Genomic DNA, 15,619 nt, shown 5'->3' on the forward strand with positions numbered 1-15,619 from the left:
GTGGGTGCGTAAATGGTGGTAGGAAAGGGGGCGTGTCGGCATCTGGCGAGAATTCTGGTTCGAACGGGCGGTCCCGCGCGGAGGACGAGGTGGTGGAACTGGTCAGCAAGCTGATCCAGTTCGACACCTCCAATACCGGTGAGCTGTCCACCACCAAGGGCGAGCGGGAGTGCGCCGAGTGGGTGGCGCGGCAGTTGCACGAAGTCGGCTACGAGACCGAATACGTCGAGTCGGGTGCGCCGGGGCGCGGCAACGTCTTCGCGCGATTGAAGGGCGCCGACTCGAGTCGCGGCGCGCTGATGATCCACGGGCACCTCGACGTCGTGCCGGCCGAGGCCGCCGACTGGAGCGTGCACCCGTTCTCGGGTGCGGTGCGCGAGGGCTACGTGTGGGGGCGCGGCGCGATCGACATGAAGGACATGGTCGGGATGACCCTGGCCCTGGCCCGCCAGTTCAAAGCCGAAGGCACCGTGCCGCCGCGCGATCTGGTGTTCGCGTTCCTGGCCGACGAGGAGAACGGCGGCAAATGGGGCTCGCAGTGGCTGGTGGACAACCGGCCCGACCTGTTCGACGGCGTCACCGAGGCGGTCGGTGAGGTCGGCGGCTTCTCGCTGACCGTGCCGCGCCCCGACGGCACCGAACGCAGGCTCTACCTGGTGGAGACCGCGGAGAAGGGCCTGGGCTGGATGCGGTTGCGCGCCAAGGCCCGCGCCGGACACGGGTCGTTCCTGCACGAGGACAACGCCGTCACCATCCTCGCCGAAGCCGTCGCCCGCCTGGGCAGGCACACCTTCCCGGTGGTGCTGTCGGATTCGGTGGCAGAGTTCCTCGCCGCGGTGAGCGAGGAGAGCGGGCTGGCGTTCGATCCGCACGGTCCCGATATCGAAGGTCAGCTGGCCAAGCTCGGCACCATCTCACGCATCATCGGCGCCACCCTGCGCGATACCGCGAATCCGACCATGCTGCAGGCCGGTTACAAGGCCAATGTCATCCCGCAGACCGCTGAAGCCGTGATCGACTGCCGGGTGGTGCCGGGTCGGCAGGCGGCGTTCGAACGCGAGGTCGACGAGCTGATCGGACCCGACGTCGAACGGGAATGGATCACCAAGCTCGACTCCTACGAGACCACCTTCGACGGCCACCTCGTCGACGCCATGAACGACGCGGTCCTGGCCCACGATGCCAACGGGCGCACCGTTCCCTACATGCTCTCCGGCGGCACCGACGCGAAAGCGTTCGCGCGCATAGGGATTCGCTGCTTCGGCTTCGCGCCGTTGCAGCTGCCGCCGGAGCTGGATTTCACCGCCCTGTTCCACGGGGTCGACGAGCGGGTGCCGGTGCAGTCACTGGAATTCGGGACCCGGGTGCTGGAACACTTCCTTCTGCACAGCTGAGCGGCCGAGAACCCGCGGGCCGGCCGCCGAACAACACGGAAAGGTCTTTGATGAGCCACAACCCGTACGACGCGTTGCCGCAGGTGCCGTCGTTCACTGTCACCTCCGCCGACATCACCGACGGTCACCCGTTGGCCAACGATCAGGTCTCAGGGGTGTTCGGTGCCGGCGGCAAGGACATCTCGCCGCAGCTGAGCTGGTCCGGATTCCCCGAGGGCACACAGAGTTTCGCGGTGACGGTGTACGACCCCGACGCACCGACAGCGTCCGGGTTCTGGCACTGGGCCGTGGCCGACATTCCGGCGTCGGTCACCACCCTCGACGCCGGCGCGGGCAGCGAAGGCGGGAGCTTGCCCGCCGGTGCGGTGAGCTTGCGTAACGACGGCGGTTTCTCCGGCTTCGTCGGTGCCGGACCGCCGAAAGGTCATGGCCCACACCGGTATTTCGTGGTCGTGCACGCGGTCGACGTCCCCGCACTCGAAATCGGACCGGACGCGACGCCCGCCTACCTCGGGTTCAACCTGTTCTCCCACACCCTGGCCAGGGCCACCCTGATCGGTACCTACGAACAGAACTGACTCACGAAAACAGCGGTGGCCCCGAGACTTCCGGGGCCACCGCTGTTTGTCGGTACCTACTTCACGTTGACGACATGCTCCGGCGGAGTCGCCGCGTAGAGCTCCTCGATCGTCTCGGCGTACTTGTTCGCGATCGGGGTCCGCTTGAGCGACATCTTCGGGGTCAGCTCGTCACCGCCCGGCTCCCACAGGTTGTCCACGATCACGAAACGCTTGATCTGCTCCACCCGGGACAGCTTGCCGTTGCCCGCGAGCACCGCTTCCCTGACCTCGTCGACGATCTCCTTGCGCCGGGCCAGTTCCGCGTGGGTGGCATCGGTGGCACCGAAGTCCTTGGCGCGCAACGCCGCGACATCGGGATCGAGCATGATCAGGGCGGTGATGTACGCGCGGGCCTCGCCGATCGCGACAGCCTGACCGATCATCGACGAGGCCGCCTTCATGGCGTTCTCGATATTGGAAGGGGCGATGTTCTTGCCCGCTTCGCTGATGATCAGTTCCTTCTTGCGGTCCACGATGCGCAGATAGCCGTCGGCGTCGAGGGTGCCGATGTCACCGGTGTGCAACCAGCCGTCACTGTCGATGGCTTCGGCGGTCTTGTCGGGCATGTTGCGGTAGCCGGGGGTGATGATCGGGCCACGCAGCAGCACCTCACCGTCGGCGTCGAGGCGCAGTTCGCACCCGTCCATCACCCGCCCGACCGAACCGGGGCGCGGCTTGTCGAGCTCGGTGTAGGTACCGACGCCCGCGGTTTCCGACATCCCCCACACCTCGGTGACAGCGAAGCCGAGGCCGAGGAAGTATTCGAGGGTCTCCGGCGGTACCGGCGCGGCACCGGACGCGGCGCACTTCAACTCGTCGAACCCCAGCGCCGCGCGCAGCTTCGACAACACCAGGGCGTCAGCGATCTTGTGCTGCACGCCGAGCAGCAGCGAACTCTCACCGGCCAGCTTCGCCTTGGCCTGCGCGACACCGACCTTGATCGCCCAGTTGGCCAGCGCCTTCTTGACCGGGCTCGGTTCGACGGCGAGCTTGTTCTCGATGCCTGTTTTGATCTTCTGCCACACCCGCGGCACACCGAAGAACACCGTCGGGCGGGCGTCGGGCAGCGCGGCGGCGATCTCGCGCGGATCAGTGACGGTGGTGATCTGGATGCCGGTGAGCAAGCTCATCGCGTGCGCGGAGATGCGGTCGGCGACGTGCGCGGCGGGCAGATACGACACGGCGCGGTCGTCGAAACCGACCGGCAGCGGACCCGAGACCAGGCCGACGACCTGGGCGATCACATTGCTCTGGGTCAGCTCGACGCCCTTGGACGGGCCGGTGGTGCCCGAGGTGTAGATCAGGGTGGCTATATCGCCGGACTGCACGGCCTGCCAGGCCGCATCGAAATCGAAGTCCGGTGCGGGCTCGGATTCCAGCTCGGCCAGGGTGATCGTGCCCTCGGCGGTGCCGTCGACGACCACGGTGTGCTCGACGCCGGTACCGGCGGCGCGCAGGGTGTCGAGGAAGGCCTGCTCGGTGATGACCACCTTGTTGCCCGCATTGGCGAACACGTGCGCGATCTGCTCGGTGGAGCTGGTGTTGTACACCGAGAACGGGACGGCGCCCAGGTGCAGGGCGGCGGTGTCGACGAGGTTGAACTCGGGCCGGTTGGTGAGCATGATGCCGACCGCGTCGCCGTGGCGCACCCCCAGCTTCGCCAATCCGCCCGCCAACGCCTTGACCCTGGTCGCATACTCGGACCAGGTGATCTCCTGGGTGCCACCGACCGTCCGCAAGGCGATCTGGTCGGGCCGCAAGGCGGCAGTCTGCTGGAAGGCGGCGGGCACGGTGTGCACCGTGACGCCGGATGCGTGCGCGAAACCGATGTCTGTCATATTCCTGTTCCCATAGGCCGAGCTGGATGCCGAGCCAATGCAAGTGAAACTGCCTCATTATCTCGAGACAGAGACATCAGCAGTGGCGTAGCTCACTCATCGTAACCGGACATACGGGATTGTGAGCGGGGTTACCGGCGACGTCCGATGGGCAATCGGCGCCACCATCGTGGCCGGACCTGGTCCGCGGGCGGGTTCGCTACCTCGGTCGTTGTGTTCGGCAAGGGCGCCCACGGCGCGAAATCACGGGGGATCATGTGCTTGCGGCGGCGGACTTTGGCATCGAGGTAACGGCGGCCGCGTTCGGTGCCGAGCTCGATCGCCAGCGGGATCACTTCGACCGCTATTCCCGCGTCGGTCAACGCCCGTACCTTCTCCGGGTTGTTGGTGAGCAGGCGCACCTGGGTCATGCCGAGGTCGCACAGCGTCTTTGCGACCAGTTCATAGCGGCGGGTATCGGGATCCAGGCCCAGCCACTCGTAGCTGTCGAAGGTGTCGATGTCGAGTTGCTCGCTGGTCCGGTAGCCGATGGCCTTCCAGATCAAACCCGCGCCGCGCCCCTCCTGTTCGAGATACACGAGCACCCCGGCACCTTCGTCTTGGATCATGTTCATCGACAGAGCCAGCTCAGGGCCGCAGTCGCAGTCGTCGGATCCGAGGGCGTCACCGTAGAGGCAGCGGGAATGCACGCGCACCAAGGGTTTGTCCTGACGCTGACACGCCGTGTCGATGTCGCCGAACACCAAGACGTAGCCGCCGTCGGTAGGGCTGTCGATGGTGTGTACCTGCACCTGCATCTGAGTGCCGTTGCGGCTGAATTGATGTACCGGTCGCAAATCGTCAACGCCTCGTCCGTTCGCCGTTTCCGGCGTGGTACGGACGGGATCGGTGATCGTCAAGCGCTCCTCCGAGGCTGTTCCGGCATCGGGAAACCCGCTGCGTGGACGGTATGTGCAGGGCAACGGCGCGACTCTACTCGGGGCAGACGGTGAGACAGGTCACTTGGGTGTCACGTCAGGGTTAAGCGTGTCAGTGTTCTCGCGTGCGTACAGGCGCACGATTCGGTCGATCTCGGAGACGGTCGGCATCGACACCGCCACCGCACCCAAATTCTGGGTGGGAATCATCGCTGCGGTGGCCCACACGAAATCGTCTGCGGTAAGCGGTGCTTCGCAGTTCACGAGCCGGTAGGCCAGCGCACCGGTGAAGGCGGCGGCCGCACCGACGGAGGCTTTGAGTACCTGCGGAAAGTGATCGATGACGACCTGGACCGTGTCGGAGGCGACGACACAGGAGAAGTTCTCGACGGTGCAGACGGTGCCCACACCGAGGCCACGCAGCAATCGGGCGATGTCGCCGTTGGATTCGACAGGTGCGTTCGGCAGTAGGGCTTCCAGGTCCTCGGCCGCACCGACGAGATAGTCGACCGCGCCCAGATGCTGGTAGAGGGTTTGCGGAACTGCCATGGCCGGTGTCGGGCACACGATGACGGGTGGTTTCGGGCGCATCTGCGACACCATCGACAGGACCTGCTCGATCACTGCGGGAGGTTGTTCGAAGCTGAGGATCACCACGTCGGAGGCGTCCAACGCGGTGCGCAATTCGGGGCGGTGTAGGTCTTCGTCCTGGAGTTGGACGCGGCTGTCCCGGCATCCGATGATGCGGGACTCACCGTTGGGGGTGATCACCACTGCGGTGACCAGCGACGGTGCGTACGGGACGACCTTGACCAGATCGAGGTGCACGCCCTCGGTTTCGATGAATTCGAGGATGCGACGGCCGTATTCGTCGCCGCCGACCGCGCAGACAAGGTGGACGTCGATGTCGAGGCGGGCCGCAGCGACCGCGCGGTTGAGGCCCTTGCCCCCCGGATGTCCAGTGAAGCTGCCGTGTGCCGCGTCATCGGCGGCGGGGAAGGCGTTCACCCGGTAGAGGTGATCGATGACCGCGTCACCGAAAACGGTGACCACACCGTGCCGCGTCAGCGCGGGACCGGTGGAATGCGCAGTGGACGGCCCTGCCGAATCCGTGGCGAGCAGGCCGGCCAGCGCGGTGAACGCGCTGTGCTCGGAGGACGTGCGCAATCGCTTCACCGTGGGCGCCTCGGGAACAGGGTCGACATCGAGCAGGGTGTGCAGACCAACCCACTGTTCTGTTAATGCCTCTCGACGTTCCCCGAGGTTATCTGCATAAAGGCGTTCGATATCGATACCGACGCCGACCCGGTCCCGCAGCAGTCCCAGCGACAGCACCGCATCCACGATCAGGCGGTCCGTGGGCGGTAGCCAGTGCGCGACCTCGCACACCACCGGCAGGATCGACTCCTCGACGGTGACCCCGGTGCGCCGGGCATGTCGTCGCACCGACACCAGTTCTAGCAGCGGCGCAGCGTCGATCTCGGTGTGGCGCAAGCGTTCTGCGCTCAGGCCCGCGTACTTTCCCAACCTCGCCAGGATGGAGCGGATCGCGGCGACGCGGGCATCCTGGGGAACCATCGACATGTTGCCTCCCGTGAACTCTCGACATACCGGGCGCCGGAGCGGGGCGGACGCCGGACTGCGATCGCCACAATCGGGGGTTTGCCACCCTCAGATTCCGGCAATTACCAACGTACAACGGCAATTGACCTCAGCGAAGGGCAAATGCCACACTGAAAGTGGCGATACAGCGAGTTCACCACGCTACGGCGAGCTCGAGGTGCAGTCGGCGCCACCGCTGATGCACGTGCCGAACGCGAGATGGCGGGCGCGTCGGCGCATCTGGAGGAACCGGGAGCCCGAGCTCCCTTGCTGGAATCGGAGAATCCGATGACCATTCACCTGACCCCGGACGACATGCGCAGTACCCGCAGCCCCGAATACGCCGTGCGTGTGGTCGCGGACCCTGAACTCTGGCAGCTGAGCTGGTTGCCCGAACGCGAGCTCACCCGTGCACAGGCTCACGCGGGAATGCTGCTCGACGAGCTGATCAGCGATGTCACCGCCACCCACGACCGCATGTCGCACGCCCAGATCAGTGCGTACGCCGACACCCTCGGGATCGTGTGGGAGCAGGCGATCATTCGGCTGTACAAGCGGATGATCGCGCGGTGCGACAACGACGACCCCGAGGAGGTAGCTGATCGGGCGGTGTCGGCGGGCGGCCCGCGGACCGCACCGCAGTTGTTCGGGCACGGTAACGCGAAGCGGCGCGTCTACTTCGGGTAGTTCAGACCGAGTGGGCGCGATGTTCGGCGCCGACCGCGTCGGACAGTGACGCGTAGCCACCGGCGCGCAGGTTCGCGGCGATGCCGCGGTGGATGCGGGTGGTCCAGAACGGGCCGCCGTAGATGAAGCCGGTGTAGCCCTGCAGCAGGGTGGCGCCGGCGAGGATGCGGGCCCAGGCTTGCTCGGGGGTTTCGATGCCGCCGACGGAGATCAGGACCACCTGGTCGCCGACGCGGGTGTAGAGGCGGCGCAGGACTTCCAGGGAGCGGTCGGCGACGGGGGCGCCGGACAGGCCGCCTGCGCCCATGGCTTCGACCTCGACGGCGGGGGTGTCGAGCCCGTCGCGGCGAATGGTGGTGTTGGTGGCGACGATGCCCGCCAAGCCCAGTTCGACGGCGAGGTCGGCGACGGCGTCGATGTCGTCGTCGGACAGGTCGGGGGCGATCTTCACCAGGACCGGCACCGAGACGCTGTCGAGCACGGCCTGCAGGATCGGGCGCAGGGATTCCACGGCTTGCAGGTCACGCAGGCCGGGAGTGTTGGGGGAGGACACGTTGACGACGACGAAGTCCGCGAGCGGGCCGAGTAATCGAGCGCTGGTCGCGTAATCGCCTGCCGCGGCCTCGGGTTCGGTGATCTTGGTCTTGCCGATGTTCGCGCCGATCGGGACGGTGGGGTGCGCGCCGTGCAGGCGGGCGGCCGCGGCGGCGGCACCGTGATTGTTGAAACCCATCCGGTTGATCAGCGCGTGGTCGGCGGGCAGCCGGAACAGGCGCGGTGCCGGGTTGCCGGGCTGGGCGTGCGCGGTGACGGTGCCGATCTCGGCGAAACCGAAACCCAGTGTGCCCCAGGCGTTCGCGCCGTCGGCGTTCTTGTCGAAACCGGCGGCCAAACCCAGCGGAGCGGGGAAGTCGACACCGAACGCGGTGGTGGCCAGGATCGGGTCCCCCACCACGGTGAGCTTGCGGGCCAGCCAGCGGGTCGGCGCGAACCAGGTGGCGAAACGCAGGGCGGCGAACACCAGGTGATGGACCCGCTCCGGCGGGATCAGGAACATCAGGCGTAGCAGGAGGGCGTACATGGTCGGCTCACAATCCGGGTTCGGGCACAGGCAGGACGGCATTTTTGCGGCGGCGCAACAGCACCCGGCGACTACCGTCGGTGTAGGCGCGCACCCGGGACAACTCCCAGCCACCGAATTCGGCCTGGATGGCCAGTCGCATCGAGGCGGTGACCCGGTTGACCTCGGGTGGCAGCCGCAGCGGCACGTATTCGTAGTCGTCGTTGCTGGTTTCCCAACTCGGCGGTATCGCCGAGCGCGAACTGCGAGGTGTGGCCATCACTGCCCTCTCTTCTGCTCGTCCGCGCCGATCCGCTGCAGGCCCTCGCCCGTGGCGGAGGCCACGTACAGGTCGCCGGTGCGTTCGTCGACGGTGATCGCGTCGGGTTGGCGCAGTGTCGCGAACCTGGCCACCTCGACACCGATGCCGGTCGACAGGTCGTAGCCGACGACCTCGTTGCTCTGCGTGGCGCTCACCCACACCAGCTCCGAGCGCGGGTCGTAAGCGAGCGCGTAAGGCGACGATAATACCGGGAAACGCTGACGCAGCACGAGCGGACCGGCCGAATAGACCAGCAGCTCACCGCCCGCGGTGTCGGCCACAATGATGCGACCGTGCGGGTCGGTGATGGCGTTGGTGGCGCCGTCGCCCGCGCGCAGCATCAGCCCGAGTGCTTCCTCGCCCACTGCCACGACGGCGGTTTGCCTGCGGTCGAGGACCGTGATGTTCTCGCCGGTCACCGCGATCACGTCGGCCGAGACCAGGCCGGTGATCGTGCGGGTGACGGTGCCGTCGGCGGTCAGTTCTCGCAGGGTGCCGTCGGCGGTGCCGACGACGAGCGTGCCGTCGGTGCGAACTTGCACGCTGTGCACGTCACCGTCGACGGGGATCTCGGCAACGGTGCCCGTGAGCGCGTCGACCCGCAGAACCCGGTCGGGGGCGGCGACGAGGACTTCTCCGGGTTTGCCCTGGGCAAGCGACGCACCGGCGGCGGGCAAGGTGACCGGGCGCGGGGCGGTCGGTGAGCCGGGATCGATCAGTGACAGCGTGGTGCCCGCGGTGTCGAGGGCGGCCAGCCGACCCGTCGACCGTTCGGCGAGCAACGCTCTGGTCGCGGCCGCCGGGAAGACCTGCCCGGCCGGGTTCGCGGCAGCAGGGGACACGGCTGCGGTGGCAGGCGCCCTGGTCGGGACATCGGGACCGCTGTCGTCACCACCACACCCGGTCAGCATCACCACAACCACCGCGCCGACCAACGCAGAGGCGACCGAGCCACGAGGGCGCATGCACCGAACTCCTTCAATCCGCACGAGGTGACTGCCTTGATCACCATCTGACCATGATGACTCACCAGTAGCTCCGACCGGGTAGCGCGCGTCGGAGGTGTCGGTGACGCGCGTTACTGTTGACGCGTCGACAAATTTGTTGCCAGGCAACGGCAGGAGAAGCGCACGATGACCGACCGGACGCCAGTGGGTTTCGGCATCGATGACATTTCCGTCGGCCCGTTCGCCCACGGCTTCGGCACCACCGACGACGGCTACCCCTTCGCCTTCCGCACCCACCGCGCCACCCTGACCGTGCAGATCTATCGCGCCGACCTGGGCGATGCGGTACCCGGATCCGATGATGTGGTGGCCCAAGCGCACGCTCAGGTGACCGATATCGACCTCGGCGACGAACGCAGCGTCAGCGCTTTCGTGCGTGATCTGCTCCCCGACGCCGACCCGGTCGCGGCGCCCGTTTCCAGTGACATCTCCACAGTTCGGGCCATCCTGGGACGGATCAGTGCCGTCATTGATGGTATGTAGATGGTGATGCCTTCCACACTTTCCGCCAGGGCCGCTGCGGCCACCGCCTGCCTCACGGCCCTCGTCGCCCTCGCCGCGTGCGGGGGAACCGCCGATGAGGCCTCGGTCGACGCCGCACGGTCTTCGGCCAACGCCTCCCTCGCTTCCTCCGTCGCGATCTCGGCCAGCAAGGCCAATGTGCCGCTGCCGAGCGCCCAAGAACTCGACGCGCAGATCAAGCGCGCGCTCGACCCGAACCTGCCCGATGTGGAGCGCACCGAACTGATCGAGGACGGTGCCGCGTTCTCCGACGCCATCCCCGACATGTACAAGGCGCTGCGCGACAACCCCCAGGCGGTGTACGGCGTCGTCGACCCGGTGTTCGACAACCGGGACGGCACGCTCACCGCGACCATGCGGCTGGACAAGGACGGTTCGGGCACCAATGTCCGCACCACCATCGTGCATTTCGTGCTGCTCGACGGTAAGTGGAAGATTTCGCGCACCGACCTGTGCGGCATTCTGCGCTCCGCGGACTATCGCACCGCCGCCTGCGGCTGAGATGGGCGAATCTCGATCCATGCGGTGGGGCAGGTTCGTCTACCGGCACCGATTCCTGGTGCTCGGCTTCTTCGTGTTGACCGTGCTGGTCTCGGGGTGGTTCGGTCGTGATCTGGCCGACCGGTACACCCAGGAAGGCTGGTTCGACGAGTCGAGCCAGTCGGTGGCGGCGTCGAAACTGGCCGACGACATCTTCGGCCGCGACACCGACGGCGATCTGATCGTCATCTACACCGCCCCACCCGGCACCACCGTCGACGATCCCGCCGTGCGCGGACCCGTGACATCGGCGCTGGCGCAGCTGCGCAAAGAGCACGGCGAGCGGATCCACAAGATCGACAGCTACTGGGACAGCCCCTTCTCAGCGAATGCCTCCGACCCGACCAAACAGCACGCGTTCGCCAGCATCGGGCTGGCAGGCGGCGGAGGCACCGCGACGGTCAACAACTATCTCGCGTTGAAACCGCACCTGGACGCCGGTGTGCCCGGCGGTGGGCCCGGCGCGACGACGGTGCAGCTGGCGGGGCTGCAGCCGGTGGTCGAGGGCATCAATATCGGGATGCAGCACGACATCAAGCGCGCCGAGATCATCGCCCTACCGATCGTGGCGATCCTGCTGTACTTCGTGTTCGGCGGGGTGATCGGGGCACTGCTGCCGGTGTTGATCGGTGGCCTCACGATCCTGGGCACCTCCGGGATCTTGCGGGTGCTCACCGCGCAGATCGAGGTCAACGTGTTCGCCAGTGCGGTGATGACGCTGGTGGCGCTGGGGTTGGCGATCGACTACGGACTGTTCACGGTGACCCGGTTCCGGGAGGAACTGGCCGCCGGGCGCTCGGTCGAGGACGCGACCGCGCGCACGGTCGCGACGGCGGGCCGCACGGTGCTGTTCTCCGCGGCGATCATCGCGGTGAGCTTGGGTGCGCTGTTCATCTTCCCGAACGGTGTGTTGCGGTCGGTACCCTACGGCGGCATCTCCGCGGTGATGTTGGCGGCGCTGCTGTCGGTGACCGCCCTGCCCGCGGCATTGAGTATCGCCGGACACCGGGTCGACTGGCTCGGCTGGAAACGCTTCTCGCGCAGCAAAACCGAGGCCCAGATCGACGCGGGATTCTTCTCGCGACTGGCACAGTGGGCGATGCGACGGCCGTGGGCGGTGGTCATCCCGATCGTGCTCGGTCTGCTGGCGTTGAGTATTCCGTTGCGCCACATCGAGTTCGGTGGGATCAGCGAGAAGTACCTGGCCGCCGACAACCCGGCGCGGGTGGCCCAGGAAGACTTCGACCACCTGTTTCCCGGATTCCGCACCGAACCGTTGAAACTCATCGTGGTCGGTGCCACACCAGAGCAGTTGAGCGATATCCGGTTCGAAGCCAATCAGGTTCCCGGGCTGACCGGGCGCTTCGAACCGGCGGCGGCGACCAAGGACAACGTCAACGTGCTCTCCGCCGGGCTCGGCGACAAACGCGACGCCGACCGGGTGATCGACACCCTGCGGTCATTACCCGCGCCACCGGGCGTGCAGGTGATGGTCGCCGGCATCCCCGCGCTCGAACGCGACAGCATCAACGGATTGATCGACGGGCTCCCGCTGCTGTTGGCGATCCTGATCGCGGCGGCACTGGCATTGATGATCGTGGCGTTCCGGTCGGTGATCCTGGCGGTGAAGGCCGTCGCGATGAGCGCGCTCAGCCTGGTCTCCACCCTGGGCGTACTGACCTGGATCTTCGTGGAAGGGCACGGGTCCGAGGCCTTCCAGTTCACGCCGGGACCGTTGATGTTCGCGGTGGTGGCGTTGATCGTGACGGTGATCTTCGGCTTGTCCACCGACTACGAGGTGTTCCTGCTGTCACGAATCGCCGAGAAACGCGCTGCGGGCGCCGATGCCGCCGAGTCGATCCGCTACGGCGTGGCCCACACCGGCGGCGTGATCACCTCGGCGGCCGCGATCCTGATCGTGGTGACCGGGGCATTCGGATTCTCGGATCTGGTGCTGATGAAATACATCGCCTACGGGATGATCGTGGCGCTGATCATCGACGCCACGATCATCCGGATGGTGCTCACCCCCGCCCTGCTGAAGATCATCTGGAAGTAGCCGCCTCAGAACTGCTGGTTGCCGTAATCGCGGAACCAGGCCACGATCTGGTCGTGGTCGGTGGTTCTGGCCAGCGCCAGCAGGAGCAGCAGGCGTGCCTTCTTCGGTGCGAGGTCACCGCCGCTGACGACGCCCATTTTCGGGTCGACGGTGATCGCGCCGGAACCGTAGGCGTTGGTGGCGACCAGGGCGACACCCTTGGTCGCCATCGCGGCGCCCGCCTGATTGGGCGAGGGAGTGCCCGCGAACACGATGCCCTTGGCACCCGCGGTGGCGGCCGCGGTGATGGGCTCGGCGGGTGCGTCGAGATAGCTGTGGGCGATGTCGACGCGCGGGAGGGTGTCGCGGTGGATCGTGGTCAGGTCGAACGGGGTCGTCCAGCGGGCGGGATCGTCGCAGCGTTGGACGCGAGCGGGAGCGCGCTGCAGGCGGATTCCCGCCTGGTCGATCGTGCCGAGGTCGCCGTATTCGCGGGTGGTGAAGGTGTGCACGCGGGTCGAGTCGGTTTTGGTGGCGTCGCGGGCGGGCAGGATCTGGCCGTTGAGGGCGATGACCGTGCCGAAACAGGTGGTCCGGTTGCTCGCCGCGAGCCGGATCGCGTTGTACAGGTTGACCGGTCCGTCGCTGCCGATCGCGGTCCACGGTCGCATCGCACCGGTCACGACCACCGGTTTCGTGCTGCGCACAGTGAGGTCGAGGAAGTAGCTCAGCTCCTCCATGGTGGCCGAACCGGTGCTGACCACGACCGAATCATGATCTCGGAGGCGGCTTTCCACCAGCCACGCCAGATCGTAGAGGTCGGTGACGGTGTAGTCGCCGGATCCCTTCTGCCCGAAATCCTCGGTCGACACGGCGGCGACCTCACCGATTTCGGGGCGCAGGGAGTCGACGAGTTCAGCGATCGGCCGGGTGCCGGGCAGATAGGTTTCGAAATCGGTGCGCCGGTCGGAGGTGCCTGCGATGGTGCCCCCGAGACCGATCACCGCCACTCGCGACGCCGTGGTGGAATCGGCTGAGCTGACACCGATTCCGGCACCGGCGACTGTTCCGGCGAGCGCGATCGTGGCGGCGATTTTCGAGACTGAGGGCATGCGGCTCACGCTACGAACGGCCCGTACCCGACCACATCACTCTCACGCAGTACCTCGATCCAATACCGAGGTACTGTCGACGGCAACGATCGGGGATACCGAGGTCGACGGGCTGCGGCTGGTGACGCTCGGATCAAGCGCTTTCCTGGGCGGCTGCACGGCCGGTTTGCCTGCCGGAGAACAGGCAGCCGCCGAGAAAGGTGCCTTCCAGCGCGCGGTAGCCGTGGACACCGCCGCCACCGAAGCCCGCGACCTCGCCCGCGGCGTAGAGCCCGGCGATGGGATTGCCGGTGGCGTCGAGAACGCGGCCGGAGAGATCGGTTTGCAAGCCGCCGAGGGTTTTTCGGGTGAGGATGTTCATCCGGATCGCGATGAGCGGACCTGCCGCGGGGTCGAGAATTCGATGCAGCGAGGTGGTGCGGACCAGGGCATCGCCGATGTAGGCCAGGGAATTTCGGATGCCGATGATCTGGGCGTCGGTGCTGTTGGGGTTGTCGACCTGCTGGTCGCGCAGGGAGATCTGGGTGTGCAGATCGTCGAAGTTGATCAGGTCCGAGCCGGTGAGCCGGTTCATGCCCGCCACGAGCTCTGGTAGTGCGTTGGCGGTCACGAAGTCCGGGCCGTGGTCGATGAAGGCTTTGATCGGCGGGGGTGTGCTGTTGGTCAGGCGGCTGAGGAGGTAGCCGGGGATGTCTTTGCGGGTGAGTTCGGGATTCTGTTCGGATCCGGAGAGCACGAACTCTTTGTCGATGATCCTTTTGTTCAGCACGAACCAGGAGTAGTCGTAGCCCGATCGCATGATCAGTTCCAGCGTGCCGAGTGTGTCGTAGCTGGGGATACCGGGGGACGGGAAGCGGCGGCCGGTGGCGTCGAACCACATCGAGGAGGGCGAGGCGAGCACACGGATGCCGTGGTCGGGCCAGATGGGCGTGTGGTTGATGAGCCCTTCGGTGTAGTGCCACATCCGATCACGGTTGACCAGCCGAGCGCCGGCCGCTTCGCTGATCGCGAGCATGCGGCCGTCGACGTGGGCGGGTACGCCGGTGGCCAAGCGGGCGGGCGGGGCGCCGAGGCGCGGCGGCCAGTTGCGGCGGACGAGGTCGTGGTTGGCGCCGATGCCGCCGGAGGTGACGATCACCATCGGGGCGTGCAGCTCGAACTCGCCGACCTCGGTGCGGGAACTGGGTGTGCCGCGGGCCGCGTCGCTGGGTTCGAGCACGCTGCCGTGTACGCCGGTGACGGCGTTGCCGGTGGTGATGAGCCCGTCGACCCGATGGCGGAACCGGAACGAGACCGCGCCGCGGGACTGCGCGTCGCGCACGAGTTTCTCGAACGGTTCCATGACACCGGGACCGGTCCCGAGGGTCAGATGGAAACGCGGAACCGAATTGCCCGGTCCGCCCGGACTCTTGTCGCCGCGCTCGGCCCACCCCACGTAAGGCACCCAGCGCATCCCGAGCCCGGCCAGCCATGACTGCTTCTCCCCGGCCGCGAACTGCAGGTAGGCCTCAGCCCAGCGTGTGCCCCAGTAGTCTTCGCCGAGCGGGTCGTCGGGCCCGCGGTCGAAACCGGCGGCGTTGAACCAGTCGTGTCGCGCCAATTCGAGCGAATCGCGGACCCCGGCGATCCGCTGCTCGAGGGAGTCGATGAAGAACAACCCGCCCAGCGACCAGAACGCCTGACCGCCGAGACTGGTCTCGGGTTCTTGATCCACTAGTAGTACGCGCCGACCGGCGGCGACCAGTTCCGACGTCGCCACCAGTCCGGCGAGTCCGGCACCGACGACGATGACGTCGGCGTCGTCCGCGGGGCCGGCGGACGCGCGGCCCAGGCTCAGTGCGCTCAGCGTGGTGGCCGCGGCGGCGGTTGCCAGCAGTCGGCGGCGGCTCAGGCCGGTCAAGCTCTGCTGTGCAGGCGGCATGTCAATTCCTCTGCGGGACAACGCAATAAAATTCATAGC

At 66.9% G+C, this 15,619-nt stretch carries 14 protein-coding genes; 6 read left to right on the top strand and 8 right to left on the bottom strand.

Annotation, left to right across the window (positions count from 1 at the left end):
- The first annotated feature begins 32 nt into the window (after positions 1-32).
- Positions 33-1,394 (top strand): M20/M25/M40 family metallo-hydrolase, encoded by a 1,362-nt coding sequence (locus ACLJPD_RS17045; RefSeq protein WP_410873162.1) that lies wholly within the window; start codon positions 33-35, stop codon positions 1,392-1,394.
- Between the two features lie 50 nt (positions 1,395-1,444).
- Complete coding sequence (locus ACLJPD_RS17050) at positions 1,445-1,972, top strand: YbhB/YbcL family Raf kinase inhibitor-like protein (protein ID WP_410873163.1); 528 nt, start codon at positions 1,445-1,447, stop codon at positions 1,970-1,972.
- A 56-nt stretch (positions 1,973-2,028) separates the two neighbouring features.
- Here the strand turns inward: ACLJPD_RS17050 and ACLJPD_RS17055 are convergent, their stop codons facing one another.
- The 3 genes from ACLJPD_RS17055 to ACLJPD_RS17065 all read right to left on the bottom strand — a co-directional run bounded on the left by ACLJPD_RS17055 (position 2,029) and on the right by ACLJPD_RS17065 (position 6,353).
- On the bottom strand, positions 2,029-3,852 hold the full coding sequence (locus ACLJPD_RS17055) for an AMP-dependent synthetase/ligase (RefSeq protein WP_410873164.1): 1,824 nt from the start codon (positions 3,850-3,852) through the stop codon (positions 2,029-2,031).
- A gap of 131 nt (positions 3,853-3,983) precedes the next feature.
- A complete protein-coding gene (locus ACLJPD_RS17060) occupies positions 3,984-4,649 on the bottom strand; it encodes a GTP cyclohydrolase II (RefSeq protein WP_410873165.1) in 666 nt (221 codons plus the stop codon).
- Positions 4,650-4,850: 201 nt separating this feature from the next.
- Entirely contained in the window at positions 4,851-6,353 is a 1,503-nt protein-coding gene (locus tag ACLJPD_RS17065) for a PfkB family carbohydrate kinase (protein ID WP_410873166.1), read from the bottom strand.
- A 306-nt stretch (positions 6,354-6,659) separates the two neighbouring features.
- Between ACLJPD_RS17065 and ACLJPD_RS17070 the strand changes: the two genes are divergently transcribed.
- A complete protein-coding gene (locus ACLJPD_RS17070; protein WP_410873167.1) occupies positions 6,660-7,058 on the top strand; it encodes a hypothetical protein in 399 nt (132 codons plus the stop codon).
- A 1-nt stretch (position 7,059) separates the two neighbouring features.
- Here ACLJPD_RS17070 and ACLJPD_RS17075 read toward each other — a convergent pair whose 3' ends face one another.
- The 3 genes from ACLJPD_RS17075 to ACLJPD_RS17085 are packed head-to-tail and all read right to left on the bottom strand — an operon-like array spanning position 7,060 to position 9,405.
- A complete protein-coding gene (locus ACLJPD_RS17075) occupies positions 7,060-8,139 on the bottom strand; it encodes a quinone-dependent dihydroorotate dehydrogenase (RefSeq protein WP_410873169.1) in 1,080 nt (359 codons plus the stop codon).
- A 7-nt stretch (positions 8,140-8,146) separates the two neighbouring features.
- Positions 8,147-8,398, bottom strand: a complete 252-nt coding sequence (locus ACLJPD_RS17080) for a DUF5703 family protein (RefSeq protein ID WP_410873170.1) — start codon at positions 8,396-8,398, stop codon at positions 8,147-8,149.
- Positions 8,398-9,405, bottom strand: a complete 1,008-nt coding sequence (locus tag ACLJPD_RS17085) for a YncE family protein (RefSeq protein WP_410873171.1) — start codon at positions 9,403-9,405, stop codon at positions 8,398-8,400. The genes ACLJPD_RS17080 and ACLJPD_RS17085 overlap by 1 nt, the downstream gene beginning before the upstream one ends.
- A gap of 168 nt (positions 9,406-9,573) precedes the next feature.
- Between ACLJPD_RS17085 and ACLJPD_RS17090 the strand changes: the two genes are divergently transcribed.
- The 3 genes from ACLJPD_RS17090 to ACLJPD_RS17100 are packed head-to-tail and all read left to right on the top strand — an operon-like array spanning position 9,574 to position 12,568.
- Positions 9,574-9,930 (top strand): hypothetical protein, encoded by a 357-nt coding sequence (locus tag ACLJPD_RS17090; RefSeq protein WP_410873172.1) that lies wholly within the window; start codon positions 9,574-9,576, stop codon positions 9,928-9,930.
- Between the two features lie 6 nt (positions 9,931-9,936).
- Positions 9,937-10,470 carry a hypothetical protein gene (locus tag ACLJPD_RS17095; protein WP_410873174.1) on the top strand — a complete coding sequence of 178 codons (534 nt, stop codon included), beginning with the start codon at positions 9,937-9,939 and terminating at the stop codon, positions 10,468-10,470.
- 19 nt (positions 10,471-10,489) lie between these two features.
- Positions 10,490-12,568, top strand: coding sequence for an MMPL family transporter (locus ACLJPD_RS17100; protein ID WP_410873175.1), 2,079 nt, complete (start codon positions 10,490-10,492; stop codon positions 12,566-12,568).
- A 5-nt stretch (positions 12,569-12,573) separates the two neighbouring features.
- On the opposite strand, the gene ACLJPD_RS17105 is transcribed toward ACLJPD_RS17100, so the two are convergent.
- Positions 12,574-13,659, bottom strand: a complete 1,086-nt coding sequence (locus ACLJPD_RS17105; protein ID WP_410873176.1) for an asparaginase domain-containing protein — start codon at positions 13,657-13,659, stop codon at positions 12,574-12,576.
- A 133-nt stretch (positions 13,660-13,792) separates the two neighbouring features.
- Positions 13,793-15,580: an FAD-binding dehydrogenase gene (locus ACLJPD_RS17110; RefSeq protein ID WP_410873177.1), complete on the bottom strand. Its 1,788-nt coding sequence runs from the start codon at positions 15,578-15,580 to the stop codon at positions 13,793-13,795.
- Positions 15,581-15,619 lie beyond the last annotated feature (39 nt).

This window comes from Nocardia sp. A7, assembly GCF_046549215.1.
In the GTDB taxonomy this organism is placed as follows: Bacteria; Actinomycetota; Actinomycetes; order Mycobacteriales; family Mycobacteriaceae; genus Nocardia.

Excerpts from the sequence above, each read along its gene's own strand:
- ACLJPD_RS17080 (WP_410873170.1), bottom strand. The coding sequence starts at position 8,398 with ATGGCCACACCTCGCAGTTCGCGCTCGGCGATACCGCCGAGTTGGGAA.
- ACLJPD_RS17090 (WP_410873172.1), top strand. The coding sequence starts at position 9,574 with ATGACCGACCGGACGCCAGTGGGTTTCGGCATCGATGACATTTCCGTC.
- ACLJPD_RS17105 (WP_410873176.1), bottom strand. The coding sequence starts at position 13,659 with ATGCCCTCAGTCTCGAAAATCGCCGCCACGATCGCGCTCGCCGGAACA.
- ACLJPD_RS17095 (WP_410873174.1), top strand. The coding sequence starts at position 9,937 with ATGCCTTCCACACTTTCCGCCAGGGCCGCTGCGGCCACCGCCTGCCTC.
- ACLJPD_RS17050 (WP_410873163.1), top strand. The coding sequence starts at position 1,445 with ATGAGCCACAACCCGTACGACGCGTTGCCGCAGGTGCCGTCGTTCACT.
- ACLJPD_RS17100 (WP_410873175.1), top strand. The coding sequence starts at position 10,490 with ATGCGGTGGGGCAGGTTCGTCTACCGGCACCGATTCCTGGTGCTCGGC.
- ACLJPD_RS17110 (WP_410873177.1), bottom strand. The coding sequence starts at position 15,580 with ATGCCGCCTGCACAGCAGAGCTTGACCGGCCTGAGCCGCCGCCGACTG.
- ACLJPD_RS17060 (WP_410873165.1), bottom strand. The coding sequence starts at position 4,649 with ATGCAGGTGCAGGTACACACCATCGACAGCCCTACCGACGGCGGCTAC.
- ACLJPD_RS17085 (WP_410873171.1), bottom strand. The coding sequence starts at position 9,405 with ATGCGCCCTCGTGGCTCGGTCGCCTCTGCGTTGGTCGGCGCGGTGGTT.
- ACLJPD_RS17065 (WP_410873166.1), bottom strand. The coding sequence starts at position 6,353 with ATGTCGATGGTTCCCCAGGATGCCCGCGTCGCCGCGATCCGCTCCATC.
- ACLJPD_RS17070 (WP_410873167.1), top strand. The coding sequence starts at position 6,660 with ATGACCATTCACCTGACCCCGGACGACATGCGCAGTACCCGCAGCCCC.
- ACLJPD_RS17075 (WP_410873169.1), bottom strand. The coding sequence starts at position 8,139 with ATGTACGCCCTCCTGCTACGCCTGATGTTCCTGATCCCGCCGGAGCGG.
- ACLJPD_RS17055 (WP_410873164.1), bottom strand. The coding sequence starts at position 3,852 with ATGACAGACATCGGTTTCGCGCACGCATCCGGCGTCACGGTGCACACC.